Raw genomic sequence first — 24,995 nt, forward strand, 5'->3', positions numbered from 1 at the left:
TCGCGCACTCAAGCGCGATAGGTAGGGTTCTCGATCAGCAACGCCATGCCCTGCCCGCCGCCCACACACGCCGAGGCAATCCCGTAGCGCAGGTTGTGCTGGCGCAGTTGCCGGGCCAGGGTCATCACCAGGCGCAGGCCGGTGGCGGCCAGTGGATGCCCCAGCGCAAGCGAGCCGCCCTGGACGTTGAGGCGGGTGCTGTCCAGCTCCAGTTCATGGGCCACCGCCAGTACTTGGGCGGCCTGGGCTTCGTTGATCTCGAAGCGGTCGATGTCGCCCAGGTTCAACCCGCTGCGTTGCAGCAACAGGCGGATCGCCGGTGCCGGGCCGATGCCCATGAACTCGGGGGCCACACCGACCACCGCGCTGGCCAGCAGCCGGGCCAGGGGCGGATGCGTACAGGCCGAGGCGCGCCCCACCAGCGCCGCCGCCGCGCCATCGACCACCGCGCAACTGTTGCCGGCGGTTTGCACGCCGTCTGGATGCACGGTGCGCAAGCGCGCCAGGGCCGCAAGGTCGGTGGGTCGTGGGTGGCTGTCGACGCTGACGGCACCGGCCCAGCGCGCGAGGCTGATGCCCCTGGGCTGGTACCCCTCAAGCTCGAACACCTGGTTGTCGACCGTGACGATTTCTTCCGCCCAGGCGCCGTCACGTTGCGCCTGCAAGGCACGCTGATGGCTGTCGCAGGCGTGACGGTCCACGGCCTCGCGGCTCAGGCCATAACGGCGCGCCAGGTTGTCGGCGGTGGCGATCATGTCCAGGCCCGGGGCCGGGTCGTACAGGGCCTCCCAGAGGAAATCCTTGAATTGCACCTCGCCACCGAGACGAAACCCATCCCGGTGGGTGTAGGCCGCAATCGGGTTGCGCGACATGGACTCACTGGCCACGCACAACGCCAGTTGCACCTCGTCGCGCAGTTGTTCAGCGGCCTGGCGCAACAGCTCGAAACCGGTGGCGCAGATGCGCTGCACCCCCAGTGCCGGGACCGCTTGCGCCACACCGCTGTACAAGCCGATATGCCGTGGCAGCAAGTAGGCATCGAAGCTGGCCTGGGCCATGGAGCCGGCCAGTACGCTGTCCACTGCCAAGGGGTCGATGCCGGCGCGGGCCAGCACTTCACGGCCGACCTTGATCCCAAGGTCGATGGGCGACACCTGGGACAGTGCTCCGCCCAGGTCCACCCATGGCGTGCGCACTGCCTCGAAAATCGCCACGTCGGCAAACGCCGAGTACTGCCCGACGCGGTTCAAGGCTGGCGCTCGGCGCGCAGGATCGACGCGTCTTCACCGCGATACAACGCCTCGACCTTGGCCGCGCGCCATTGCAGTACCGCACGCTGGTTGATCGAGCCTTTGTCGGTGATTTCCCCACGGTCGATGGACGCGGGCTCGTCGAGCAGGGCAATCCATTCCAGGCGACTGGCATTGCCGGTGGCCTCGCGGTTGAGGCGCTGCAGCCACTCGCCGAACCACTGGCGCACCGGCGCGCTGGCGAGCACTTCGGCGTCGCTGGCGGCCGCGTCCAGCCCCGCCAGCCGACGGCACTCGTAGAGCCGGGGGAATACCAGGGCGCCCAGGCATTCGCGGTCCGGCGCCGCAACCACCAGGTCCTGCACCAAGGGCGAGCCTTCGAGTACCGCGCGATTGCGCAACGGACCGACGCTGACAAACACCCCGGAGGACAGCTTGAAATCCTCGGCAATTCGCCCGTCGAACATCAGCCCCAGTTGCGGCTGATTCGGGTCGGCCAGCTTGATTGCATCCCCCGAGCAATAAAAACCCTGCTGGTCGAAGACCTCGGCGGTTTGCTGGGGGGCGCGCCAGTACCCCGGCATGATGTGCGGCCCGCGAAAGCGCCCTTCGAACTTGCCGTCCACCGGCACCAGGCGTACCTCGCAGCCCGGCGCGGGCAAACCGATATAACCGGCCATGGACAGTGGCCCGGTGGTGAAGGTGCAGGATGGTGCGGCTTCGGTCATGCCCAGCCCGGCCATCATGCGGATGCGTTCACCACAGTGCAGCTCGGCCACGCGGTCAAGGCGGTCCCAGACACTTTGCGAAAGGCCGGCGGCAGCGAAGAAAAACAGTTTCATGCGCGCAAAAAAACGCTCGCGCAACTCGGCGTCCTGTTCCAGGGCGTTGACCAGTTCTTCCCAACCCTTGGGCACCGTCAAATAGGCCGTGGGCGAAACCTCCTTGAGGTTGCGCAGGGTCTCAGCAAAGCCCTGGGCCGTGGGCTTGCCATCATCGAGGTAAAAGGTGCCGCCGTTGTAGAGCACAATGCCGACGTTGTGGCTGCCGCCGAACGTGTGGTTCCACGGCAGCCAGTCCACCAGCACTGGCGGTTCTTCGCCGAACACTGGAAAGGTCTGCAACAGCATTTGCTGGTTGGCACAGAGCATGCGCTGGGTGGTAATCACCGCCTTGGGCAATTTGGTCGAGCCCGAGGTGAACAGGAACTTGGCGATGCTGTCGGGGCCGGTGGCCTGGAACGCCGCGTCGGCTTCGGCGCCGCCCGGCGTTTGCAGCAGGCTGGCGAAGCTGACCTGAGTGCGTCCAGGCACATGGCCGCGCACGCTGATCAGCGGGGTCTCGGCCGGCAAGACGGCGTCGATGGCGCGCTGGTAAGCCGCCGCGTCGCTGACGAACACCAGCCCTGGCTGCAGCAAGCCACAGACATGGCGCAGCTTGGCGAAATCCTGGGACAGCAACGAATAGGCCGGCGATACCGGGCAGTAGGGAATACCGGCGTACATCGCGCCGAGCGCCACCTGCAAATGCTCGATGTCGTTGCCCGACAACAGTGCCAACGGTTTATCCGCCGAGAGCCCATAGTTCAACAGGCCCTGGGCAATCGCGCGCACGCTGTCGAGCATTTCCCGGTAGCTGACCCGGCGCCAATCAGCGCCGGCCTGGCGCGCCGCGATAAATGTCTGCTCGGGGCGCACTTGGGCCCAATGCACCAGGCGATCGAGCAGGCGCGCTGGCAACTCGGCCAGGGGCTCCAGGGAGCGCATATGCAGCACGCCGTGTTCTTCAGTGACCGCCACCGGTGCGTGGCCGATGGAGACCTCGCGGTAGCGCGGTGCGGGCTGGGGTTGCGGTCTGAATTCGGAACTCACAAGGGTGTCCTCCAGCAAGGCGGATCAAAGCCGCCTCGTTATTGTTATGTCGCGACGCCTGCTCAGATCGGGTAATGCCGCGGCCCGTTCTGCAAGGTCACCCAGCGCAATTGCGTGAAGTGCTCGATCGAGGCCTTGCCGCCAAAGCTGCCGTAGCCGCTGGATTTGACGCCACCGAACGGCATCTGCGCCTCGTCATGCACGGTCGGGCCGTTGATATGGCAAATGCCCGACTCGACCCGTTGCGCCAGGGCTAGTGCACGCCCGGTGTCACGGCTGAAGATCGCCGCCGAAAGGCCGAACTCGGAATCGTTGGCCAGGCGCAGCAAGGCTTCATCACCGTCACCGCGCAGCAGCACCGCCACCGGGCCGAAGGATTCTTCGCGGTACAAGCGCATGTGTTCGGTAACGCCATCGATCAGGGTCGGCTGCAGGATGCTGCCCTCCAGCTGACCGCCCGTCACCAGGCGTGCGCCCTTGGCCAGGGCATCGTCGATCAGCGCCTTGATGCGTGTGCCGGCGCTGGCGTCCACCAGCGAACCCAGTACCGAATCCGGCGCAGCGGGGTCACCTGCGCGCAGGGTCGCGACCTTGGCCGCCAGCTTGGCGGTGAACGCATCGGCGACCTTGGCATCGACAATCAGGCGTTCGGTGGACATGCAAATCTGGCCCTGGTTGAAATAAGCCCCAAAGGCCGCCGCCGCGACCGCAGCGTCGAGGTCGGCGTCGTCGAGCACCAGCAACGGCGCCTTGCCACCCAACTCCAGCAAGGCCGGCTTGAGGTGACGCGCCGAGAGCTCGCCGACAATCCGCCCCACATGGGTCGAGCCGGTAAAGTTGACCCGGCGCACGGCCGGGTTGGCGATCAGCCGCGCGACAATCGCCGCGGCATCCGCCGGGGCATTGCTGATGACGTTGACCACGCCGTCACCCAGGCCGGCATCCTGCAACACCTGGCCGATCAGGCGGTGCACCGCCGGGCTCAGCTCCGAGGCCTTGAGCACCACGGTATTGCCGCAGGCCAGCGGCATGGCGATGGCACGGGTGGCGAGGATCACCGGGGCATTCCACGGCGCAATGCCCAGCACCACGCCGCACGGCTGACGCAAGGCCATGGCGAAGCTGCCGGGCACATCGGAAGGGATCACCTCACCGGTGATCTGGGTGGTCATCGACGCGGCTTCGCGCAGCATGTTGGCCGCCAGGCGCACGTTGAAGCCATACCAGTTGGCCATGGCGCCGGTCTCGCCGGCGGCGGCAATGAATTCGGCGCTGCGCGCCTGCAATTGCTCGGCAGCCTTGAGCAAGCGTGTGCGGCGTTCGTTGGGCGCCAGCGCCGCCCACGCGGGGAACGCGGCGTGAGCGGCCGCTACGGCGGCATCGGCATCTTCCAGGGTCGCGGCGGCAACCCGCGAGACCACTTCACCGGTCACCGGGTTGCGGCGTTCGAAGGTTCGACCGTCACGGGCGGGGCACGCCTGGCCGCCGATCAACAGGGGCACGTCCAGCATGGTGATTCCTCTTTATTGTCTTTATCGGGAATACGTTCAAGCAGGGTACAACGGCGCGGCCAGGTGGCCGCGCCCTTCAGCGTTTATACGCCTGCAGGCCAGGCTTGATGCTCTTGTCGTCAAGGAACTGCTTCATGCCCTGCTCGCGGCCACCTTCGGTGTCGAGCAGGCGCGACTGATCGAGCTTGGCGTAGAGGTAATCCTCGTTCTGCTCCCAGGTCAGTTCGCGGCAGCGCTTGAAGCCATGCTTGGCGGCACGCAGCACCACCGGGTTTTTCTCCAGCAGGTTGCGCGCCAGCTCAATGGTCACTTCGCGCAGTTGGGCCAGGGGCACGCTTTCGTTGACCAGGCCCATTTCGGCGGCTTTCTGCCCGCCAAACGTCTTGCCGGTCATGATGTAGTACAGCGATTGGCGATGGCCCACGGTGTCGGCCATGGCTTTGCTCACCAGGTTGCCCGGCGGGATACCCCAGTTGATTTCCGAGAGGCCGAAAGTGGCTTCGTCGGCGCAGATCGCCAGGTCGCAGGCCACCAGTGGGCTGAAGCCGCCACCGAAGCACCAGCCATTGACCATGGCGATGGTGGGCTTGGCGTACATGCGCAGCAATTTCCATTGCCATTGCGAGGCTTCGCGGCGGATTTTCTCCTGGAGGATTTCCGGGCCGGCGTCCACCTCGCGAAAGTACTCCTTGAGGTCCATGCCAGCGGTCCAGGCTTCGCCGGCACCGGTCAACACCAGCACGCCGGCGGCAGGGTCCTGCTCGAGGGTTTCCAGCACGTCGATCATTTCCCGGTTCAGGGTCGGGCTCATGGCGTTGCGCTTTTCCGGACGATTGAGAATGACCCAGGCAATGCCTTCTTCGATCTCAACCTTGACGGTGGTCCAACGGCCTTCGTAATTGCTCATGGCGGTACGCTCTTGTTCTGGGTTTGAAGATGATTCGAAATTAAACCGCAAATATAGTTATGTCAATTAACTATTAATCCGCATAACCAATATTTTTCCGCTGTAAAACCTACGCTGTGCGGGCGTTATGAAAAGCCGGCATAGCCATGGCGCTCCAACCTCGGCAAACTAGATAGCCTTCTTAACCTCCACCTTCTGAGGATTGCACTGTTAATGGCCAAGCCTTCCAACCTCGCCGACGCCAGCCAGGCCCTGCCTGATCCCAACGAGGCACGCGTGCCAATGGATTCGGCCCTGGACGACCTGATCGGTTACGCCATGCGTCGCGCCCAGCTCAAGTTGTTCCAGAACCTGATTGGCCGTCTTTCCGACCACGACCTGCGCCCCGCCCAGTTCTCGGCCCTGGCGATCATCGAGCAGAACCCTGGCCTGATGCAGGCCGACCTGGCTCGCGCCCTGGCCATCGAGCCGCCCCAGGTGGTGCCGTTGCTGAACAAGCTGGAAAGCCGTGCGCTCGCGGTGCGAGTGCGTTGCAAGCCGGACAAGCGTTCCTACGGGATCTTCCTCAGCAAGACCGGCGAAACCCTGCTCAAGGAGCTCAAGGACATTGCCGCCCAGAGCGACCTCGACGCCACGGCCGCCCTCGACGGCCAGGAACGTGAAGAGCTGCTGCGCTTGCTGAAGAAGGTCTATCAGGACTGACCGGCTTACCAGAGCGCCACGGTGTAGAGCACCAGGAACCGGGTCTGGTTTTCATCGCGAAAGGCCGCGCCGCCTGGGAAGTCATTGCGGTAGATCGACTTGCGCGCCATCAACCCGACGTTCTTCAGCGGGCCGCTCTGGATCACGTAGCCCAGCTCCATCTGGAACTCGCGCTCCTTGCGATCCTCGGCGTTGAACGCTGCCAGTTCGATGTTGTCGCCACGCACATACCGCAGCCGGCTCTTCAGCCCAGGCAGGCCGGATGCCGCGAAGTCATAGTCGTAGATCGCTTGCCACGTGCGCTCCTTGGCATTGAGAAAGTCCGAACTCATGGTCAGCTCACTCATGCCCATCAGCTCGGTGCCGGAGATATAGGGCGTGGCCGTCTGCCCACTGGAATGCATGTAGCCCAGGCTGAATCGGTGACCGCCCAGGCGGTAGCCGAATAACGCCGAGAGGTTGCGGTTATCCACGTTGCCCGCCTTGGCGCTGCCGTCCTCGCGACTGAAGAAACTACGCAGGTCGCTGGTGAGCACGCCATCGCCCACGGGCAGATTGTGCAGCAGCGCCAGGGTGTCCTGCTGGTAGAGGTCCGCGATTTGCGAGTGATAGACGCGCAGGCTGAGGTCTTTGTTGACCTGGTAATCACCGCCCACGTACGCCAGGTGCGAGGTGGTGGCGGTGGGGTTGAAACGCCGGTTGGGCGAGGCGATGGTCATGGCCTGGTAGTCGGTGGAATCGCGCTTGTTGATGCGGTCGATGTAGCCGGTATTGAGGGTCAGGCCATCGATGTCCTTGGAGCTCAAGGTGGTGCCGCGAAAGGTTTGCGGCAACAGGCGCGAGGGGCTGGCAAAGGCGAACGGCAGGAAGATCGATACGTCGCCGGTCTTTACGGTGGTTTGTGCAAACCGCAACTTGGCGGTCGGTGCCAGGCGCGAGTATTCATCGGCGGCACGCTTGTCACTGGCCGACACCGGCAACAACTCGGTGCCGCTGCGGTCCGGCGACGAGTCGAGCTTGACCCCCATCAGACCGCGGACATCCAGGCCAAAACCCAGCGGGCCTGGGGTATATCCCGACTCCAGGTTGACGATAAATGCCTGGGCCCATTCCCGCGCGGCGGTCTTCGCACCGTCGTCCTTGTAGTCGCGGTCCAGGTAGTAATTGCGCAGGGTCAACGTGCCGTGGCTGTCGTCGACAAAGCCTGCCGCCCAAAGCGGGGTGGGCAGCACGCTCAAGGCCAGCAACGCCATGAGCAGGCACGCAGGGTTGTTCGGCACACGGGCGACGGCTACAGCGTCTTCCATAGGGAGTTCTGGCATGTTCGTTGTCCATTTTTTGTTGTTGTTTTTGGGGTGGCACAGGCTCGGCCCACTGGGCTTGGCGAACAAAGAATGGAAACAGCCGACGCTGCTCGTCAACTGCGAATGACCGATAATCGAACATTAATAAAGATATCTATTTTTAAGTCGAGCACAGATACGAACCACAACTACCTGTATTTAAAGTACTTATTTATTTATTTTGGCAATTTTCATCCGCCATTCATTTTTTAGTTATCTTTGTTATCTTAATCACCAGCAGCCATTCGTGCTTGCCACCACAACAAAAACAATGAGGTTTGCCCATGGACAGTCCATCGCGTCGTTCGACGCTGACTATCGCGTTGTGCTTTATCGTTGCGCTGATCGAGGGGTTCGATCTGCAGGCCGCCGGAACCGCTGCCGCAGGATTGCGCCAGAGTTTTGCCCTGGACCCGAAGATGCTCGGCTGGGTATTCAGCATCGGGATCATTGGCCTGCTGCCGGGGGCGTTCTTCGGTGGTTGGGTCGCTGACCGCATCGGGCGCAAGAAAATCCTGGTGATCGCCGTGCTGCTGTTCGGCCTGTTCTCCCTGAGCACTGCGTTTGTGGAAAGCTACCCGAACCTGCTGTTGGTGCGTTTTCTCACCGGCCTGGGGCTGGGCGCCGCGCTGCCCAACCTGATCGCGCTGTGCGCCGAAGCGGTCAGCGAACGCAACCGTGGTACCGCCATCAGCGTCATGTACTGCGGCGTACCGTTGGGGGGCGCATTGGCGGCCGTGGTGGCGATGTTTTCCAGTGAACACTGGCAGACCACCTTCATCATCGGCGGCCTGGCCCCCTTGCTCGCCGTGCCGTTGATGATCCTGTTGCTGCCTGAATCCACCGCCTTTCGCCAACAGCGCGACAACACCCCCGGCGCCCGCCCCTCCACCGGCCAGGCGCTGTTCGGCGAAGGTCGCGCCCGCACCACACTGGCCTTGTGGCTCAGCTACTTCTTCACCCTGACCGTGATGTACATGCTGCTGAACTGGCTGCCGTCGCTGTTGCTGGAGCAAGGTTTCAGCAAACCCCAGGCGGGCATTGTGCAGATGCTCTTCAATATCGGCGGCGCCCTGGGTTCGCTGCTCGGTGGCGTGCTGCTGGACCGGTGCAACGCCGTCAAAGTGGTGCTGTCCGTGTATGCCGGGTTGCTGGCGGCGTTGGCAGGGGTCGGGTTGTCGGTGGGCATCGTGCCCATGGCCATTGCCGGGTTTGCCGCCGGCCTGTTCGTCATGGCCGCGCAGTTGGTGCTGTACGCGTCGGCACCGCCCTCCTACCCCACCTCGGTGCGTGCCACCGGTGTCGGTGCAGCGGTGGCCGTCGGCCGCCTGGGTTCGGTAGCCGGGCCGCTGGCGGCCGGGCAACTGCTCGCCGCTGGCGCCGGCACCGCCGGGGTACTGCTGGCGACCTCCCCCGGCGTAGTGATCGCCGCACTGACCATCATCAGTGTGATGGTGCGTACGGCGCCACTGAACCTGCCCACCCCGGCAGCGGCCGGGCACACCAAGGCCTAGAACTTGTGCAGCCAGTTGAGCACCAGCTTGTTGCCCTGCGTACGGTTCTCAGCCTGCTGCTCGAAGTAAGCGTTCACCGATAGCACGTTCTCCTTGTTGAAGGCATAGACCAGGCCTGGGCCCACGGCCCAGACCTTCTCCCGACGCCCGCTCACGGCGTGCCCATCGACCTTGGTGTCGGTGATCTGCTTCAACCAGTAGCCGTTCACCCCCACGCTCAGTTGCTGGCTCAAGGCATATTGCAGCGTCAGGTTGGCATGCAACGCCTGGCCGGCCTGGGTATCGGAAACATCCCCAAAGCCGGCCTGCGGGTCATCATTCTTGCCATTCCACAGGTACATGAAACGCCCGCTCGCCGACCACTGCGGGTTGAACCAGTACGTCGCCGCGTAATACGGGTTGAATGACCAGAAATTGCTGCCGGGGTTGATCGAGCGCTTGCGGTCATAGGCCCCCACCGGCACCGAGATATCGGCTTCGACACGTTGGGTCAGCAGTGGGCTGCCATCGGCGCGGCTCAGGGTCGGCAGTTGCAGGAAGGGCCCCACAATCACATCACCAAAGCCAGCCCGCGAACTCAGCGCCGCATTGTTCAACCCATCGTCGACATCCACGTGGGCCAGGGAGGTGTTGATCAGGGTGAACCCCGGCATCGCACCATTGGCCAGGGGTTGGCCGAGGTAGATGATCTGGGTGGTAGGCGCCACCACCTCCAGGTCCTGCTTGGGCAATGCCAGCTTGTGGCCGTTGGCATCATTGAAGCGGCTGGCCCGGGAGTACGTCAGGTATTCCTCCAGGTACCAGCCCGGGCCGGCCGGCGCAGGTGAGCCGTCGTAGAAACTGGTGCTGCCCAGGTTGAGTCCGGGCAAATCGTAAGCGTGTGCAGTCGATGTCAGTGCGACAAAAGTCATGGCCGCAACCGCCCGCAAGATAGGCTTGAGCATCTTGTATGTCCTGTATTTTTGTTGTTGTTCAAGACCCCCGGCACGGTGGATCCGCACCGGGGTTTACCGCCGTTGCAACCTTTACACGTAGGTCGCCGCCAACCCACCATCCACCGGCAGGTTGACCCCGTTGACCCAGCGCGCAGCGTCCGAGCAGAGGAAGGCGATCACCGCGGCCACCTCATCGGCCAGGGCCGGGCGGGTCATGCGCTGGTTGTCCGCGGCCACCCGCTCCGGCCCGAGCATGCTGACGAAATCGCCGAGAATCGGGGTGAACACCGGCCCCGGCGCGACGCAGTTGATACGTACCGAGTGATCGCGAAACCAGCCTTGGGATTGCTGGAAGCTCCACACGATCAGCGCTTCCTTGAAGTACTGGTAACAGCTGGCCTGCTCCACCGGATTGGCCGCCAGCCACTGCTGCCCGGCCTCGAAGCTGTGCGTCGCGGCCAGGGCCTTGTGCAGTTCCAGGCGTTGCGGCCATTGCGCACCGAGGACCGAGGCGACATTGACGATGCTGCCGCCCGCCGGCATGCGTGGCAGCAGCGTTTGGGTGAGATGCCGCAACCCCAGGTAATTGACCTCGGCCACCGTTTGCACCGGCGCCGTACCGGGCACGCCGGCGATGTTGCACAGCCCATCGACGCGCGCCGGCAGGCGCGCCACCAGCGCATCGATGCTGGCCGGATCGCCCAGGTCGGCCTGGAAGAAGCCATCCAGGGTCAGTTGCGGTGCATGGCGATCGACACCGATCACCGTCGCCCCCTGGAAACGCGCGAGCCGTGCCAGCTCGGCGCCAATGCCGGAAGCGACACCGGTGACGATCAAGGTTTTGTTGTGCAGGTTCATGTTCAAGCCCTCTTGTTTTTGTATAGGCATGCGTGTTTCAACCCCATGGGCCGGGGCTCAGAAGGGATAGGTCGGCGGCGTATTTTTCACCGTGACCCATTGCCACTGGCTGTACTCGTCCCAGTCGGCCGGCCCGCCCACGCTGCCGCCATTGCCGGAGGCACCGCGCCCACCGAAAGGGTTGATGCATTCGTCGGCCACGGTCTGGTCGTTGATGTGCAGCAGGCCGCAGTCGAGCCGCTCGCCGATGGCCATGGCGCGCCCGACCGACGGCGAGATGATGGCCGCCGAGAGGCCGTACTCGGTGCGGTTGGCCAGTTCGATGGCCTCCTCGTCGGTGGTAAAACTGACGACCGTCGCCACCGGGCCGAAAATTTCATCCTCGAAGGCGCGCATGCCTGGACGCACACCACTGAGTACGGTGGGCTGGTAGAACAACCGGTCGTATTCGCCGCCCGCCTCCAACCGCGCGCCGGCCTGCAGGCTGTCGCTGACAATCTCGTGTACGCGCTGCAATTGCCGTTGGTTGATCAACGGACCAAGTGCGGCTTCACCTCGCGCGGCATTGCCCACGGTCAGCGCCCGGGCCTTGTCCACCAACTTGCGCGTGAGGCGTTCGGCGATGGATTCATGGGCGAGAATCAAGCCGGTCGCCATGCAGATCTGCCCCTGGTGCAGCCAGGCGCCCCAGGCTGCGTTGCTCGCGGCCAGGTCCAGATCAGCGTCTTCAAGAACGATCAGGGGGTTTTTGCCGCCCAGTTCCAGCGCGACCTTTTTCAGGTGCCGCCCGGCCACCTCGGCGACTTTGCGCCCGGCCGCCGTGGAACCGGTGAACGCGATCATCCGCACATTCGGGTCGCGACACAGCGCTTCACCCGCCGGCGCGGCACCGGGCAATACGTGCAACAGCCCCTTGGGCAAACCCGCCTCTTCAAACAGCCGGGCGATGATAAAACCACCGCTGACCGGCGTCTGTGGATCCGGCTTGAGCACCACCGCATTCCCCGCAGCCAGGGCCGGCGCCACCGAGCGCAGCGACAGCACCAGGGGGAAATTGAACGGTGAAATCACCCCGACCACGCCATGGGGCTGACGCCGGGCGTACGACAGGCGACCGGCCGCACTGGGCAGCACCAGCCCATGGGGTTGGGACAATAGCCCCGCCGCCTGATGCAGCAGCACAATGGCCTCGCGCACCTCGTGTTCGCCCTTGAACAGCGCGCCGCCGGTTTCCCGCGCGACGTACAGCGCCAGTTCGGCAAAGGCCTGCTGAGCCAGGTCCGCCGCCTTGCGAAACACCTCGGCGCGTTCCCGTGGGCCGAGGGCGGCCCAGGCCGGCTGCGCCAGGGCCGCACTCCGGCAAGCGATGGCGATATCGGCTGGGTTGGCCATGGCGCACTGCATCAACGGCTCGCCGGTGGCCGGTTCGATCACCGCGCTCACGGCTCCCGAAGCGGGTCTCCAATCGCCGTTGAACAGGCATTCGGACTCAAGGGCCCGCTGTAGAAAATGGGTGGTTTCAGACACTGACATGGCAACTCCCGGTTCTTGTAATTGTCATCGCCTGCACACGGTGCAAACGCCGCATCAAGCCTTGAGCAAAGGCTGTGCCGCTTGCACACCGCGGCGCTGACATAACGCGCCGAAGGCTCTGGACCAAGGGTTGCCACGCACGGCCCATGGACACCCCGCAGCGCGGCGGTAAAAACCAGGCCGCTGGCACTTGTTCAATTGATAAGGTTATGTTTAATAACTATCTTCGCAGTTGCTCATATCGTTCACTCGCTTTGCAGGGGCATAACAATGACTAATCCCCACAGCGCGCTGCCCGACGACCGGGTGGCCACCGCGTCTTACCATCCGAGGGGCGATAGCCGCCAACTCAGCGACAGCAGTTCACCGACGCCGGCGGAACTGACCGACTGCCTGTTCTTTTCTCCCGAAGACGGGCGGATCTGGCTCAACGATCAACGTATGTTGTTGCTGCACAGCTCGTCGTTTGGTGCCCTGCGCAGGGAGGTCATCGAGCGCCTGGGGCTGGAACAGGCGCGCGGCCTGTTCACCCGTGCCGGCTACGCGTCCGGTGCGCGGGATGCCCGGCTGATCCGCGAACGCTGGCCACAGGCGGATGCCGCTGCCGTGTTTCGCGCCGGCACACATCTGCACACCCTGGAAGGCATGACCAAGGTCGAGCCCCTGCACTTCAAGTTCGACGCCGACTCAGGCTTCTACGAAGGCGAATTTCTCTGGCACCACTCGTGCGAAGCCGACGAACATGTAGGTGCCTATGGCATCGGTCAGGATCCGGTGTGCTGGACAGAAACGGGCTATGCCATCGGTTTCGTCAGTGGCCTTTTTGGGCAAATGGTGATTTTCCGCGAAGTGGAGTGCCGCGGCATGGGCCACCGAAGTTGCCGGGTGATCGGCAAGACGGCCGAGCAATGGGGCGACGTCGAGCAGGACCTGCGCTACCTGAATGTGTCCCAGACCGTCAGCCGCCCCGCCGCCGCCCCTACGCTCGATAGCGCAATGGGCAACCGTGCCAGCGGCAGCCAGCCACCGCCGTTGGTGGGCGCCAGTGCCGCGTTCAATGCCGCGATGCAGGCCCTGCAGCGCGTCGCGCTGACGCCCGCCACCGTGCTGATCAGCGGTGAGTCAGGGGTGGGTAAGGAGATGTTCGCACGCCAGTTGCACCAGCTCAGCTGTCGCCGTGACAGCCCGTTCGTGGCGCTCAATTGCGCGGCCATCCCGGATAACCTGATCGAAGCCGAACTCTTCGGTGTCGAACGTGGGGCGTATACCGGCGCGACACACTCACGTCCCGGACGTTTCGAGCGAGCCCAGGGCGGGACACTGTTTCTGGATGAAATCACCAGCCTCAGCCTGACCGGGCAAAGCAAACTGCTGCGGGCCTTGCAGGAGCGCGAGATCGAACGGGTCGGCGGCGTGCGCGGCATCAAGGTGGATGTGCGGGTGGTCGCCGCTACCAACCTGGACCTGCGCAAAGCCGTCGCTGACGGCACGTTTCGCGAAGACCTGTTCTACCGGCTGAATGTCTACCCCATCGCCCTGCAGCCCCTGCGGGAACGCCGCGACGACATCCCGCTGTTGATCAACGCGTTCCTGACGCGCTTCTGCCAGGAATATGCGCGCACCCCCGTGGGCCTGACCATGCGCGCCCTGAAGGTGTTGCTGCGCTACGACTTCGCGGGCAATGTGCGCGAGCTGCAAAACCTGATCGAGCGCGGCCTGATCGCCAGTAACGAAGGCCAGGCCATCGACCTGGTGCACCTGTTTCGCAACGAACCAATGCCGGCCGATCCCTACGGCCTGGACGATCACGGCAGCCTGTCAAACACCGGGCAAGTGCCCCGCCCTGCACTGTTGGATACGCTTGGCCAACTGGAACAGGGGTTTTCCATCGAGGGCCTGGAATCGCGCCTGATCAATGAGGCGCTGCAACAGAACTCAGGCAACCTGGCCGCTGCGGCCAGGCTCGTGGGACTGAGCCGGGCGCAATTTGCCTACCGCCTGAAGAAACATCGGCGGCAGGCGCCTTGAATGGCAATTAGAGCTTTAAAAGCTTTACCCAATTAAGTATTTTGCAGGGATACCGGGCCGACAAGCGCCTGGTGCCCCTCTTTTTACTCGTGACAAGGACCTCCCGTGAGCGGACTGCGTGAACGTCAGAAAGCCGAACGCCGGCAAGCCATTAGCAAGGCGGCGATCGAACTGTTCGAGCGCCAGGGTTTCCAGAACACCACCATCGAACAGATCGCCAGCCAGGCCGGGGTGTCGCCGCCCACGGTGTTCAAGTACTTCGGCAACAAGCAGGAAATCATCCTGGAAATCCTGCACCACGCCGATCAACGCGCCATCACTGACACGCGCAGCCTGATCCGGGAAATAGAGGATCCGGTCGAGGCGCTGTGCTACCTGGAACGGCTGCTGACGGGTTATGCCTTGGAAGTCATGCACCCCAGCCTGTGGCGCGAACTGCTGCCATTGATCCTGTTCGGTGGCAGCAATGAACTGCCCGAAGGTTATCGGGCCATGAACGATGCGCTCAGGGCCGAAATCAGCGAGCTGCTGCGCGAACTGCAACGGGCCGGCAAGCTGCGCCCGCAACTCGATGTGGAGTTGGCCGCGTTCCTGCTGAACGACTATTCGCACCTGCAACTGTTCCGGCTGGTGAACCAGGAACACCCGGATATCGACGCGCACTCTACCCAGGTCCGGCGTATCACCGAGTTGCTGTTCTACGGAATGCAGGCCTGAAAGCTTTCAGGGTCGGGGCTCAGTAAAAGCGATAGCAACGAATCACCACCTGGTCGGCGCCCGGGTAATGCACCAGGCCGATAAAACTTGAACGGGTAAGCCAGTCCAGCCGCCCCTTGGGCACCTGGAACACCGGCGTGCAGGTGCAGCGGTACTCCGTCTCAGGAATCGGCCATTGGCCGTCGCGCTCCAACTGGCGCCCATACTCGGTCATGCTCAGCACCCCCAGGTTACGGATGTTGATCACCTCACCTTCGTCGGTCCTCAAGCTATAGCGGGCATCCAGTTGACCGACGCCATCCGGGCGCAAAAGAAAGCAATCTTCTCCGCCCACCAGGACCTGGCCGCTGATGCCGACCCCGTCGAAATCCCCGCCCACAATCGGGTAATTGCAGCGCAGGCCTTCAATGCTGTCGCCCAGCATCACACCCGGCCCTATCGCGACGCGAAGGGTCAGCACCCGCTGCAAGTTGGGGGCAATGTCCATCCGTTCAGTCATGGCAAGCTCCAAGCCCGGCGCGCACGCACCGGGCCACACTGATCAGCGGTTGCTCTTGATGGCGGTCCAGGTGCGGGTACGGATGCGTTCCACCGCAGCCGGGATCGGCTCCAGGGCGAACAGGGTCTTGCGCGCGGGCTCCGGCACATACATGTTGGGGTTGTTACGGATGCTGGCGTCCACCAGCGCGGTGGCGTCCTTGTTCGGGTTGGGATAGCCGATTTTGTTGCTGATGCGCGCAATCACGTCCGGGCGCAGGATGTAATTGATGAACACATGAGCCTCTGCAAGGTCGGGCGCGTTGGCCGGGATCATCATCACATCCGACCACATCGGCGCGCCTTCCCTCGGCAATGCCATTTCGACCTTGACGCCCTTGCCAGCGGCATCCGCCAATTGCTTGGCCAGCGCGACACCGCCGGACCAGCCCACGCCCACACAGATATCACCGTTGGCCAGGTCCATGCCGTAGCGCGACGAGTTGAAGTAGGTGATGTAAGGGCGAATCTTCATCATTGCGGCCTGAGCCTGCACATAGTCCTCGCGCTTCTGGCTATTGGGGTCGAGGCCCTTGTAGTGCAAGGCAATCGGCAGGATCTCGTTGCCGGCGTCGAGGAAGCCGACCCCGCAGCTGGCGAGCTTGGCGAGGTTTTCTTCGTTGAAGATGATGTCCCAACTGTTCATCTGCACGTCGGGGCCCAGGGCTTTGCGCACCTTGTCGACGTTGTAGCCGATCAATGTGGTGCCCCACAGGTAAGGCGCGGCGTAGCGGTTGCCGTTGTCACCCACCGCTTCCAGGGATTGCATGAACTGCGGGTCCAGGTGCTGCCAGTTCGGCAACTGCTTGCGGTCCAGTGGCTGCACCGCTCCGGCGGTGATCAAGTGCCCCAGGTTGGCGGTGCCGGGGAACACCACGTCATACCCGGAGTTGCCCGTCAGCAGCTTGGACTCCATGGTTTCGGAACTGTCGAACACATCGTAAATCGGACGAATGCCGGTTTCGTCCTGGAAGCTCTTGAGCACTTCGGGCGGCAGGTATTCGATCCAATTGTAGATCCGTACCGTCCGCTCTTCAGCCAGGCAAAAACCACTGATCAGCAACGAAGTGACAGTGCCCAGCAAGGTATTACGCAAAAACCTGTTCATGATCCAAACACTCCAGCGCGGCCACGATGGCTCGCGGCACTTAATAGCGATAGGTGAAATACAGTTCCAGCGCACTGAACGTCTGGTCATCGCCGAATACCTGTTTGGCGGCGGCCAGTGGCTTGACCCAGTTGTAGGACAGCGACGTATAGAACGACGGCGTGGGCGTCCAGTCGAGGAAAACCACACTTTCGTCAGCAAAGCGCCGATCGCTGACCGGTGCGCCCATGTAGTTTTTCTCGTCCAGCCAGAACTGGTAGTGAATCGCGCCGAGGGTCAGGGTTTCGTTGAGGTGGGTCTTGAGGGAGAACTGCTGGACGTTTTCGTTGCTGTTGAACAGCAGGTAGTTGCCGACCACGTCCCCGACCAGCCAGGTGCTCCAGTCGACGAAGCCTTTACTCAGCGAATCCCAGGCTTTCTGCCGGTTGTCGGTGAGGTTGTCGTCGCCGGAAAAGCTCGCGTAACGGTAGCCGAGGATCGGCGTCAGCGGCACGGTGCTGAAGGCGTAGTCGGCCTGGGCGTACCAGGCGTTGGCATCGTAGTCGACCCCCTCGCCGCTGCCGCGCTCCAGCGCGTACTCGGCATTCAGCGTCAGCGCCTGTACGCCGGGCACCTTGGCGTTGAGCGCCCGCAGGTTGTACACCTGCATGCCGTCCCGACGGCGCGGGAGCGTGCTGCCCCTGGGGCCAAGGGCATTGACCTTCATGGCCATGGCGCCGAGCGTCACCTGGTCATCGAGGTTGTAATCGAGGTTGACGCCGGTCATGCGGAAATCGCCCAAGTCATCATCGGTGCGCAAGGTGAAGGCCTGGGACTTCAGCGCGCCATGATCCCAGGCGAGGATCGCCGAATCCTTGAACGCGGTTCGCGGGCCGAGCCAGTAGGCGCCATCCTTGTATTGGTCGAGGTTACCGTCCATGACGATGAACCCGGTACCGATCATGTAGTTCTGGCGGCCGGCGGTGAACTTCCATTCGCCGGCGCGAAAACCGCCGTAGAGTTCTTCGGCAGCGACCTTGCCGTCGGAGCTGCGGCTGAAGCCCCCCGCATCGCCATCGCCAAACGTGCTCGCGCCCACCAGGGAACCGCCCGCCAGCAGGCTGAAATCCGGTTGCAGCGCATACTCGAGTTTGACCCCGGGTTTTACGTAGACCTCTTGCCAGTTGATCCTGGCGCCGCCGTTTTTGCCGTTGCGCGCATCGACCTGGCCGCTGCCGAAGTTGACGCCACGGGTAAACAGCGTCGCCCCGCCCACCGTGAGATTGACTTCACCCTTGAGATCGCCGTCCTCAAAGGTGTAGCCCGCCAACGCGACATGACTGGTCAGGGGTAAGCCGAGCGCTAACAGCGCTCGGGAAAAACGCTTGGTGAAAACCATAAGAAGCTCCTGTGGAATTATTGTTGTTACAGGGCAGTCAATGGCGACGCAGAGCGCCGCCAACACCTGGGCAAGCCAGGTGAATAGAACGCAAAACTCTTATTTTTTAGGCGTGGGTCAGTGACTCAGTTGCGCGGCGATCGCGCGCAGCATGCGCACGCTGTCGTTATCGAACGGGCTGACCGCATCGGTGAGCGACGATTGCTTGACGATCACCACGCCGGACGGCTTGTCGATAAACAGGTATTGGCCGTGGATGCCCCCAGCCATCAGGGCTTGGCTGTGGTCGTTGAACACGTACCACTGGCTGCGATAGGACGCACCCGGCGTCCAGCTCGAGAACTCGGCATTTTGCGCGTAGACCGCAGGATCAGCGCCGGCGGCGATACGGGCCACGGTCTCGGGCGACAGCAGCTCAACGCCGTCCTGGCGACCGTCGTTGGCCAGCAGGCGGCCGAAACGTGCCATGTCTCTCAAGGTTGCACTGAAGCCCGCCCCGGCAACGTTACGGCCCCAGGGATCGGCCATGAAATAACCGTCGCGGTCGCATCCCAGGCGAGCCCAGATCTCTTCCAGCATCTGACTGCAGGCCTTGCCCGAGGCACGTTCCATGACCCATGCCAAGGCTTCGGTGGTTGCGGTCACGTAATGGAAAAAACCACCGTGGCTGCCGCGCTTCTTGAGAGACGGCAAGTACTGGTACAACGAGTCGAACTGGGCGTACTGCGCCGGTGCCGGTTGAAAGCCGCAGGCATAACCATACTGCGAGCTCTCAGAGCTGGGGTCGTCATACACCTCGCTGTAGTCGATGCCCACCGCCATATCGAACAACTGACGCACCGTGGCATCGCCAAACGCACTGCCCACCAGCTCAGGCACGTAGTACGCGACGGACAGCTCGGGCTTGAGCGTGCCGTTGGAAACCAGCTGTTCACCAAGGGTGCCGATCAGCGACTTGGTCACCGAGAACATGATGTGCCGGTCATCCGCACGCTGGCCGTTGAAGTAGCGCTCGAACAACACCGTGTCGCCCTGCAGCACCAGAAAGGCGTCGGTCTGGCTGGCGACAAGGTGTTCGATAACACTGATGCTCAACCCGCATTCGCTGTCGAAACACAGCTGATCCAGCGCGTTGGGCGCTTCCTTGAGCTGACCGGCAGGCCCTGGACCCGCCGCCACATCGATGGTGGGACGCAGCCGCGCCAGATGACGGAAGCCCCACTGGCTGAAGGGTGCGCGCATCCAGTTGTGCCACGTGACTCGGTGTTTGGGTTCGGCGGGGAAGCCCTGCATCAGCTGGGGGGTGATGCGATTGGCCGAGGGCGACTCAGTGGCCTCGATGTAAAGAGTCGCAAGAAAAGACGGGGGTGTATGACTCATCGGGATAACCCTGAAGATGACTCTGCATGAAAGCAGATGCAGGGAAATAATTACCCGATATTTTATTTTAGTCAATAAAACTTTTTATCAAGAAACGCTAATTCCACCGCCTTTGAATCCCAGCGGATTGCCGGCTGCGGAGGATGCCGCTGCCGGGCAATCTGGGCCGAAAGCCCGTGCCATAGGAAAGCCTCGACGACCCGCTACGAGTCGCCGTGACATGCTCAGACGAGGGCTGCGCCAGGCGGTTACCACACGGCAATATGGGAGTCCGCCCGCGGTTCAGTGCCTGCGCAGAGCACCCCGCTGACCGGGTCGCGCAGGATGATTTGCCCACGCCCGTAGTCGGTCAGGTCGCTGGCGATCTGCACGTCATGCCCACGCCGGGCCAGGGCATTGGCCAGGTCACGGGAGGCGCCCTGCTCGATGCCGACCTTCATGTCGCCCAGCCATTGCCAGCGTGGCGCATCCAGCGCGGCCTGGGGGTTGAGGCCGAAGTCCACCAGGTTCATCACCATCTGCACGTGGCCCTGGGGCTGCATATAGCCGCCCATCACGCCGAACGGGCCAAGGGCTTGGCCATCCTTGGTGAGGAAGCCGGGGATGATGGTGTGGAAGGTTTTCTTGCCCGCGGCCAGGCAGTTGGCGTGGGTCGGGTCGAGGCTGAATTCCTGCCCACGGTTCTGCAGCGCAATGCCACTGTCGGGCAGCACCACGCCGGAGCCGAAGCCGTGGTAGTTGCTCTGGATGAACGAGACCATATTGCCTTCAGCGTCCGCCGTGGCCAGGTACACCGTGCCGCTGGCGTGCGGGTCACCGGGTTTGGGCGGCTGTGCCTGTTCGCCGATCTGCGCGCGGCGGCGCGTGCTGTAGTCGTCGCTGAGCAGGTCGGCGACTGCCACGCGCATATGCAGAGGGTCGGTGATGTAGTGCAGGCCGTCGCTGTAGGCGAGCTTCATCGCCTCGAGCTGGCGGTGCCAGGTCTGTTGGCTGTCGCGGTGATCAAAGGTGAAGCCTTCGAGGATTTTCAGCGCCATCAGCGCCACCATGCCCTGGCCGCTCGGTGGGATTTCCCACACGTCCACGCCACGGTAGTTGATGTGGATCGGGTCCACCCACTGCGCGCGGTAATCCTTGAGATCACTGGCGCGCAAGTAGCCACCGCTGGCCCGCGAATGGGCATCCAGGCGTGCGGCCAGGGCGCCGCGATACAGGCTTTCGCAACGGCTGGTGGCGAGTTCTTCCAGGGTGCGCGCCTGGGCCGGGTTGCGGAAGATCTCCCCTGCCCGAGGCGCGCGGCCGTCGATCAGGAAGGTATCGAACCAGGCGTCCAGCACCGGGTCGCGATGGGGGGTGAATTCATCCAGCGCGATCTGCCATTGATGGGCAACCACCGGCGACAGCGGGAAACCATCACGCGCCAGGCTGATGGCCGGTTGCAGCAGCTCGGCAAACGGCAGCTTGCCGAAGCGTTGCGACAGCTCCGCCCAGGCCGACGGGCAGCCGGGCACGGTGACCGGGGTCCAGCCGTACAGCGGCATCCGATCGTGCCCCGCGGCCTTGACCGCGTCGATACTCAAGGCGGCCGGCGCGTGGCCGTTGCCGTTCAGGCCGTGCAACTGGCCCTTGCACCACACCAAGGCAAAGGCATCGCCGCCCAGGCCGCAGCCGGTGGGCTCCACCACCGTGAGCGCCGCCGCCGTGGCAATCGCCGCGTCGATGGCATTGCCGCCCTTTTGCATGATCTCGATACCCGCCTGGGCGGCCAGGGGCTGGGATGCGGCGACCATGCCGCGACGCGCGAACACGCACTGGCGTTGCGATGGATAGGGGTACTCGTGAGCAGAAAATTTCAACATGGCAAAGGCTCTTCGATTTATTGGCCGGATTTGATCCGGTTCCATTCCCGGGTCATCAGGCGCTGGATGTTTTCCGGCAGGTCGGCGGAGACAAAGGTGTGGCTGATGACGTCATCGCCGGGGTAGATCCCCGGGTTACCGCTGACCTTGGAGTCCATCAGCGGCGTGGCGTCCTTGTTCGGGTTGGCGTAGCCGACGTAGTCGCTGATCGGCGCGATCACGTCGGGACGCAGCAGGTAGTTGATCAGGGCGTGGGCATTGGCTGTGTTACCGGCGTCCTTGGGAATCGCCAGCATGTCGAACCACAGGTTCACGCCTTCCTTGGGCATCAGGTAGCGGATGTCGATGTTTTTACCGGCGTCCTTGGCCCGGCTCTGAGCCTGCATCACGTCGCCGGAATAACCGACGGCCACGCAGATATCGCCGTTGGCCAGGTCAGCGGTGTATTTCGACGAGTTGAAGTAGGTCACCGACGGCCGCAGCGCCATCAGGCGTTTGGAGGCTTGCTTGTAGTCGTCGGGCTTGACGCTGTTGGGGTCCAGGCCCAGGTAGAGCATGACCTGGGGAATGATCTTCACCGGCGCATCGAGGAAGGCCACGCCGCAACTTTTCAGCTTGGCCAGGTTGCCAGGCTCGAAGACCATCGACCACGAGTCCAGCACCACGTCCTTGCCCAGCACGGCGCGCACTTTTTCTGCGTTGTAGCCGATGCCCACGGTGCCCCACATATACGGCACGGCGTAGCGGTTGCCGGGGTCGGCGGCTTCCAGGCGTTGCATCAGGCGCGGGTCGAGGTGCTTCCAGTTATCCAGCAGCGCGCGTTGCAGCGGCTGGTAGGCGCCGGCGCGAATCTGCTTGGACAGGAACTGGCTGGACGGCACGACCACGTCATACCCCGAGTGCCCGGAAAGCAACTTGGCTTCGAGCATTTCGTTGGTGTCGAAAATGTCGTACTGCACCTTGATGCCGCTGTCTTTCTCGAAGTTCTTCACGGTGTCGGGGCCGATGTAATCGGACCAGTTATAGACCTTCACCACCGACTCGGCGGCCTGGGTCACGGGGACAAGGGCGGCACAGCACAGAGCCGCAAACAAACGTGATAAACGCATGGTGATTTTCCTTGCAAGGGTCATAACACGCGGCTGAGAAAGGCCCGGGTACGCGGGTGGCTGGGGTGGCTGAAAATCTGCTCCGGCGGGCCTTGTTCGATGAGTTCTCCCTGATCGAGCACCACCACACGGTCGGCCACTTCACGGGCAAAGCCCATTTCATGGGTGACCACCACCATGGTCATGCCCTCTTCGGCCAGCGTCTTCATGACCTGCAGGACTTCGCCGACGGTTTCCGGGTCGAGGGCGCTGGTGGGTTCGTCGAACAGCATGGCCTGGGGTTTCATTGCCAGGGCACGGGCAATCGCGACCCGTTGCTGCTGGCCACCGGAAAGCATCGATGGGTAATGGCTGGCCTTGTCCGCCAGCCCGACCCGTGCCAGCAAGCCATGGGCCTGTTCCAGCGCCTCGGCACGCGGTACGCCGAGCACCTGGATCGGGGCTTCGATGATGTTTTCCAGGGCAGTCATATGGGGGAACAGGTTGAAGCGCTGGAACACCATGCCGATGTCGCGACGTTGCCGGGCGATGTTGCGCTCCGAATCGCGCACCAGGCTGCCGTCGCTGCACTCGCGATAACCCATGGCGCGGCCGTTGACGCGGATGCGTCCAGCCTGGATGTCTTCCAGCAGGTTGATGCAGCGGATAAAAGTGGTCTTGCCGGAACCGGAGGCGCCAATCAGCACCACCACCTCGCCGCGTCGCACCTGCAGCGAAATCCCCTTGAGAATCTGCAGCGTGCCAAACGATTTGTGGATATCCAGGGCTTCGATGATCAGTTCTTCACTTTGGTGCGCCATGGTTAACGTCCCCTCAGCAATTTCAGGGTGCTGCGGCCGAACATGCGGCTGGATGCCGGCGGCGGTGCGGCAGGCCGATCGGACTGGCTGAAACGCGTCTCCAGCCAGCGCTGGAAAAAGCCCCACAGGGTCGTCAGCGTCAAGAAGTAGAGCGCGACCACCAGGTACAGCTCGAATACACGAAAGGTCGCCGAGGTGATCATCTGGGTACTGAGCAGCAACTCTTGCACGCCAATCACACTGACCAGGGTGGTGTTCTTGAGCATCACATTGAACTCGTTGCCCAGCGGCGGCACGATCACCCGGAACGCCTGAGGCAACACGATGCGGCGCATCAGCTTGGCGAACGGCATGCCCAGGGAGCGCCCGGCTTCATACTGGCCCTTGTCCACCGCACCGATGCCGGCGCGGATGATCTCGGCCATGTACGCTCCTTCATTGAGACCCAGGGCAATGATCGCCGCCTGGATATTGCCGGGCACGACCAGGCCGAACAGCGCAATGTCCTCAAAGCGGAAGATGCCGCCCGCCGCCAAGGCCGTGTAGAGAAAGACGATCTGCACCAGCAACGGCGTACCGCGCATCAACCACACATAAAAACGCACCGGCAGGTGCAACAGCGGGTTTTTCGACAAGCGCAGCAGCGCGGCCGCCAGCCCCAGGACACAACCGAGCGCCATCGCCAGCACGCTGATCAGGCAGGTCAGCCAGAGCCCGGTGAGGTACACCCCGCTCGGCTGCAACAGGTACTGCCAGAACACATCCCAATTGAAATTCATCGCTGGCAAACCTCAGTCGAGTGTGTCGCTGCTGACATGCCATTTGTTCAGCAATTGCCCATAGCTGCCGTCACTGCGCATATCACTGATCACCTGCTGCACGGCGGCGGTCAGTTGCGGGTCATCCTTGCGAATCCCCAGGCCGGTGAGGATGCGACTGAAGGCCGGTACGCCTTCCTGGAACAGCTCCGGCGCCATCGCCGCGTAGTAACCGGCGGTCTCCACGGTGGTGCCGTAGGCGTCGACCTGGTTGATGCGCAGCGCCTGGAATGCATCGGTGTCGGTGTTGTAGACCACCAGCTTCATCGGTGGCTTGCCGGCCTTGGCCAGGCTTTCATTCTGGGTATCGAGCAGGGTCTTGATGGTGGAGCCGTTGAGCACGGCCACTTTGTGCCCGGACAAGTCATCCAGCGCCTTGATGCCCTTGGGGTTGCCCTTGGGGACCACCACCGACTGGCTGGAATACATGTAGTTGACGATGTCGATGACCTGCCGCCGCTCAGGCTTGTCGAACAGCTGGTCGACGATCATGTCGCACTGCTGGGCGAGCAGCGCCGGGACCAGCCCGGAGAACGGAATCACCCGCCACTGCACCGGCTTGTCACCCAGGCGCTTGGCAATTTCCAGGCCCAGGTCGACGGTGAGCCCGCGCGGTTTCTGGTTTTCGTCGAAGGACACCAGGGGCGGTGAATCCATCCCCGAGCAATACGTGAGCTTATCGACTTTCTGCAGGCGCTCCGGCACCTGGGGCGCGGCAAACGCCCCTTGCGTGCAGAGACCCAGGGTTACAGCCACCAGCAAGGCGCGGCGTTTATGCATGACCAGACACTCCAGTTCGTTGAACAACGGGGGCAGGACTCAATGTCAAAACACAGT

At 63.1% G+C, this 24,995-nt stretch carries 21 protein-coding genes; 4 read left to right on the forward strand and 17 right to left on the reverse strand.

Features of this window, described 5'->3' with window-relative positions:
- Positions 1-8: 8 nt before the first annotated feature.
- The 4 genes from AC1Q6I_RS15635 to AC1Q6I_RS15650 form a co-directional block, all read right to left on the reverse strand.
- Positions 9-1,250 carry a thiolase family protein gene (locus tag AC1Q6I_RS15635; RefSeq protein WP_024074618.1) on the reverse strand — a complete coding sequence of 414 codons (1,242 nt, stop codon included), beginning with the start codon at positions 1,248-1,250 and terminating at the stop codon, positions 9-11.
- On the reverse strand, positions 1,247-3,121 hold the full coding sequence (locus AC1Q6I_RS15640; protein ID WP_024074617.1) for a feruloyl-CoA synthase: 1,875 nt from the start codon (positions 3,119-3,121) through the stop codon (positions 1,247-1,249). The genes AC1Q6I_RS15635 and AC1Q6I_RS15640 overlap by 4 nt, the downstream gene beginning before the upstream one ends.
- A 62-nt stretch (positions 3,122-3,183) precedes the next feature.
- On the reverse strand, positions 3,184-4,632 hold the full coding sequence (locus tag AC1Q6I_RS15645) for an aldehyde dehydrogenase (RefSeq protein WP_024074616.1): 1,449 nt from the start codon (positions 4,630-4,632) through the stop codon (positions 3,184-3,186).
- A 76-nt stretch (positions 4,633-4,708) separates the two neighbouring features.
- Positions 4,709-5,539, reverse strand: coding sequence for a p-hydroxycinnamoyl CoA hydratase/lyase (locus AC1Q6I_RS15650; protein ID WP_010567568.1), 831 nt, complete (start codon positions 5,537-5,539; stop codon positions 4,709-4,711).
- A gap of 213 nt (positions 5,540-5,752) precedes the next feature.
- Here AC1Q6I_RS15650 and AC1Q6I_RS15655 point away from each other — a divergent pair, with 213 nt between their 5' ends.
- Positions 5,753-6,241: a MarR family winged helix-turn-helix transcriptional regulator gene (locus AC1Q6I_RS15655; protein WP_024074615.1), complete on the forward strand. Its 489-nt coding sequence runs from the start codon at positions 5,753-5,755 to the stop codon at positions 6,239-6,241.
- Positions 6,242-6,246: 5 nt separating this feature from the next.
- On the opposite strand, the gene AC1Q6I_RS15660 is transcribed toward AC1Q6I_RS15655, so the two are convergent.
- Positions 6,247-7,563, reverse strand: a complete 1,317-nt coding sequence (locus AC1Q6I_RS15660; RefSeq protein WP_081329207.1) for an OprD family porin — start codon at positions 7,561-7,563, stop codon at positions 6,247-6,249.
- A gap of 305 nt (positions 7,564-7,868) precedes the next feature.
- On the opposite strand from AC1Q6I_RS15660, the gene mhpT reads away from it, so the two are divergent.
- Positions 7,869-9,098 carry a 3-(3-hydroxy-phenyl)propionate transporter MhpT gene (mhpT, locus tag AC1Q6I_RS15665; protein ID WP_102623776.1) on the forward strand — a complete coding sequence of 410 codons (1,230 nt, stop codon included), beginning with the start codon at positions 7,869-7,871 and terminating at the stop codon, positions 9,096-9,098.
- Here mhpT and AC1Q6I_RS15670 read toward each other — a convergent pair.
- The 3 genes from AC1Q6I_RS15670 to AC1Q6I_RS15680 all read right to left on the reverse strand — a co-directional run bounded on the left by AC1Q6I_RS15670 (position 9,095) and on the right by AC1Q6I_RS15680 (position 12,424).
- A complete protein-coding gene (locus AC1Q6I_RS15670) occupies positions 9,095-10,042 on the reverse strand; it encodes a SphA family protein (protein ID WP_069076180.1) in 948 nt (315 codons plus the stop codon). The two genes, mhpT and AC1Q6I_RS15670, sit on opposite strands and share 4 nt — an antisense overlap.
- 81 nt (positions 10,043-10,123) lie before the next feature.
- Positions 10,124-10,891, reverse strand: a complete 768-nt coding sequence (locus AC1Q6I_RS15675; RefSeq protein ID WP_102623775.1) for a coniferyl-alcohol dehydrogenase — start codon at positions 10,889-10,891, stop codon at positions 10,124-10,126.
- Positions 10,892-10,948: 57 nt separating this feature from the next.
- The gene (locus AC1Q6I_RS15680; RefSeq protein WP_102623774.1) at positions 10,949-12,424 is read right to left on the reverse strand and encodes a benzaldehyde dehydrogenase; all 1,476 of its coding nucleotides are present in this window, start codon (positions 12,422-12,424) and stop codon (positions 10,949-10,951) included.
- Between the two features lie 270 nt (positions 12,425-12,694).
- Here AC1Q6I_RS15680 and AC1Q6I_RS15685 point away from each other — a divergent pair, with 270 nt between their 5' ends.
- Positions 12,695-14,452, forward strand: a complete 1,758-nt coding sequence (locus AC1Q6I_RS15685; RefSeq protein WP_102623773.1) for a sigma-54-dependent Fis family transcriptional regulator — start codon at positions 12,695-12,697, stop codon at positions 14,450-14,452.
- 105 nt (positions 14,453-14,557) lie between these two features.
- Complete coding sequence (locus AC1Q6I_RS15690; protein ID WP_069076183.1) at positions 14,558-15,169, forward strand: TetR/AcrR family transcriptional regulator; 612 nt, start codon at positions 14,558-14,560, stop codon at positions 15,167-15,169.
- 19 nt (positions 15,170-15,188) lie between these two features.
- Here the strand turns inward: AC1Q6I_RS15690 and AC1Q6I_RS15695 are convergent, their stop codons facing one another.
- From AC1Q6I_RS15695 to AC1Q6I_RS15735, 9 genes are all read right to left on the reverse strand, one after another.
- Positions 15,189-15,668 carry a DUF3237 domain-containing protein gene (locus AC1Q6I_RS15695; protein ID WP_069076184.1) on the reverse strand — a complete coding sequence of 160 codons (480 nt, stop codon included), beginning with the start codon at positions 15,666-15,668 and terminating at the stop codon, positions 15,189-15,191.
- A 42-nt stretch (positions 15,669-15,710) separates the two neighbouring features.
- Positions 15,711-16,814, reverse strand: coding sequence for a polyamine ABC transporter substrate-binding protein (locus AC1Q6I_RS15700; protein WP_069076185.1), 1,104 nt, complete (start codon positions 16,812-16,814; stop codon positions 15,711-15,713).
- A gap of 40 nt (positions 16,815-16,854) precedes the next feature.
- Positions 16,855-18,192 (reverse strand): alginate export family protein, encoded by a 1,338-nt coding sequence (locus AC1Q6I_RS15705; protein WP_041160894.1) that lies wholly within the window; start codon positions 18,190-18,192, stop codon positions 16,855-16,857.
- A 117-nt stretch (positions 18,193-18,309) separates the two neighbouring features.
- Positions 18,310-19,572: a serine hydrolase domain-containing protein gene (locus AC1Q6I_RS15710; protein ID WP_024074603.1), complete on the reverse strand. Its 1,263-nt coding sequence runs from the start codon at positions 19,570-19,572 to the stop codon at positions 18,310-18,312.
- Between the two features lie 248 nt (positions 19,573-19,820).
- Positions 19,821-21,431, reverse strand: coding sequence for a gamma-glutamyltransferase family protein (locus tag AC1Q6I_RS15715; protein WP_069076188.1), 1,611 nt, complete (start codon positions 21,429-21,431; stop codon positions 19,821-19,823).
- 17 nt (positions 21,432-21,448) lie between these two features.
- Positions 21,449-22,540 (reverse strand): polyamine ABC transporter substrate-binding protein, encoded by a 1,092-nt coding sequence (locus AC1Q6I_RS15720; RefSeq protein WP_102623772.1) that lies wholly within the window; start codon positions 22,538-22,540, stop codon positions 21,449-21,451.
- A 20-nt stretch (positions 22,541-22,560) separates the two neighbouring features.
- Positions 22,561-23,340, reverse strand: coding sequence for an amino acid ABC transporter ATP-binding protein (locus AC1Q6I_RS15725; RefSeq protein ID WP_102623771.1), 780 nt, complete (start codon positions 23,338-23,340; stop codon positions 22,561-22,563).
- Between the two features lie 2 nt (positions 23,341-23,342).
- A complete protein-coding gene (locus AC1Q6I_RS15730) occupies positions 23,343-24,119 on the reverse strand; it encodes an amino acid ABC transporter permease (protein ID WP_024074599.1) in 777 nt (258 codons plus the stop codon).
- Positions 24,120-24,131: 12 nt separating this feature from the next.
- The gene (locus AC1Q6I_RS15735) at positions 24,132-24,938 is read right to left on the reverse strand and encodes an ABC transporter substrate-binding protein (RefSeq protein WP_024074598.1); all 807 of its coding nucleotides are present in this window, start codon (positions 24,936-24,938) and stop codon (positions 24,132-24,134) included.
- Between the last annotated feature and the right edge of the window lie 57 nt (positions 24,939-24,995).

Source organism: Pseudomonas sp. MPR-R2A5, assembly GCF_058793055.1.

Bases quoted from the DNA above. Each gene is read 5' to 3' on its own strand.
- AC1Q6I_RS15695 (WP_069076184.1), bottom strand. From the start codon at position 15,668: ATGACTGAACGGATGGACATTGCCCCCAACTTGCAGCGGGTGCTGACC.
- AC1Q6I_RS15735 (WP_024074598.1), bottom strand. From the start codon at position 24,938: ATGCATAAACGCCGCGCCTTGCTGGTGGCTGTAACCCTGGGTCTCTGC.
- AC1Q6I_RS15675 (WP_102623775.1), bottom strand. From the start codon at position 10,891: ATGAACCTGCACAACAAAACCTTGATCGTCACCGGTGTCGCTTCCGGC.
- AC1Q6I_RS15650 (WP_010567568.1), bottom strand. From the start codon at position 5,539: ATGAGCAATTACGAAGGCCGTTGGACCACCGTCAAGGTTGAGATCGAA.
- AC1Q6I_RS15655 (WP_024074615.1), top strand. From the start codon at position 5,753: ATGGCCAAGCCTTCCAACCTCGCCGACGCCAGCCAGGCCCTGCCTGAT.
- AC1Q6I_RS15725 (WP_102623771.1), bottom strand. From the start codon at position 23,340: ATGGCGCACCAAAGTGAAGAACTGATCATCGAAGCCCTGGATATCCAC.
- AC1Q6I_RS15715 (WP_069076188.1), bottom strand. From the start codon at position 21,431: ATGTTGAAATTTTCTGCTCACGAGTACCCCTATCCATCGCAACGCCAG.
- AC1Q6I_RS15670 (WP_069076180.1), bottom strand. From the start codon at position 10,042: ATGCTCAAGCCTATCTTGCGGGCGGTTGCGGCCATGACTTTTGTCGCA.
- AC1Q6I_RS15700 (WP_069076185.1), bottom strand. From the start codon at position 16,814: ATGAACAGGTTTTTGCGTAATACCTTGCTGGGCACTGTCACTTCGTTG.
- AC1Q6I_RS15645 (WP_024074616.1), bottom strand. From the start codon at position 4,632: ATGCTGGACGTGCCCCTGTTGATCGGCGGCCAGGCGTGCCCCGCCCGT.
- AC1Q6I_RS15685 (WP_102623773.1), top strand. From the start codon at position 12,695: ATGACTAATCCCCACAGCGCGCTGCCCGACGACCGGGTGGCCACCGCG.
- mhpT (WP_102623776.1), top strand. From the start codon at position 7,869: ATGGACAGTCCATCGCGTCGTTCGACGCTGACTATCGCGTTGTGCTTT.
- AC1Q6I_RS15705 (WP_041160894.1), bottom strand. From the start codon at position 18,192: ATGGTTTTCACCAAGCGTTTTTCCCGAGCGCTGTTAGCGCTCGGCTTA.
- AC1Q6I_RS15680 (WP_102623774.1), bottom strand. From the start codon at position 12,424: ATGTCAGTGTCTGAAACCACCCATTTTCTACAGCGGGCCCTTGAGTCC.
- AC1Q6I_RS15730 (WP_024074599.1), bottom strand. From the start codon at position 24,119: ATGAATTTCAATTGGGATGTGTTCTGGCAGTACCTGTTGCAGCCGAGC.
- AC1Q6I_RS15660 (WP_081329207.1), bottom strand. From the start codon at position 7,563: ATGCCAGAACTCCCTATGGAAGACGCTGTAGCCGTCGCCCGTGTGCCG.
- AC1Q6I_RS15720 (WP_102623772.1), bottom strand. From the start codon at position 22,540: ATGCGTTTATCACGTTTGTTTGCGGCTCTGTGCTGTGCCGCCCTTGTC.
- AC1Q6I_RS15710 (WP_024074603.1), bottom strand. From the start codon at position 19,572: ATGAGTCATACACCCCCGTCTTTTCTTGCGACTCTTTACATCGAGGCC.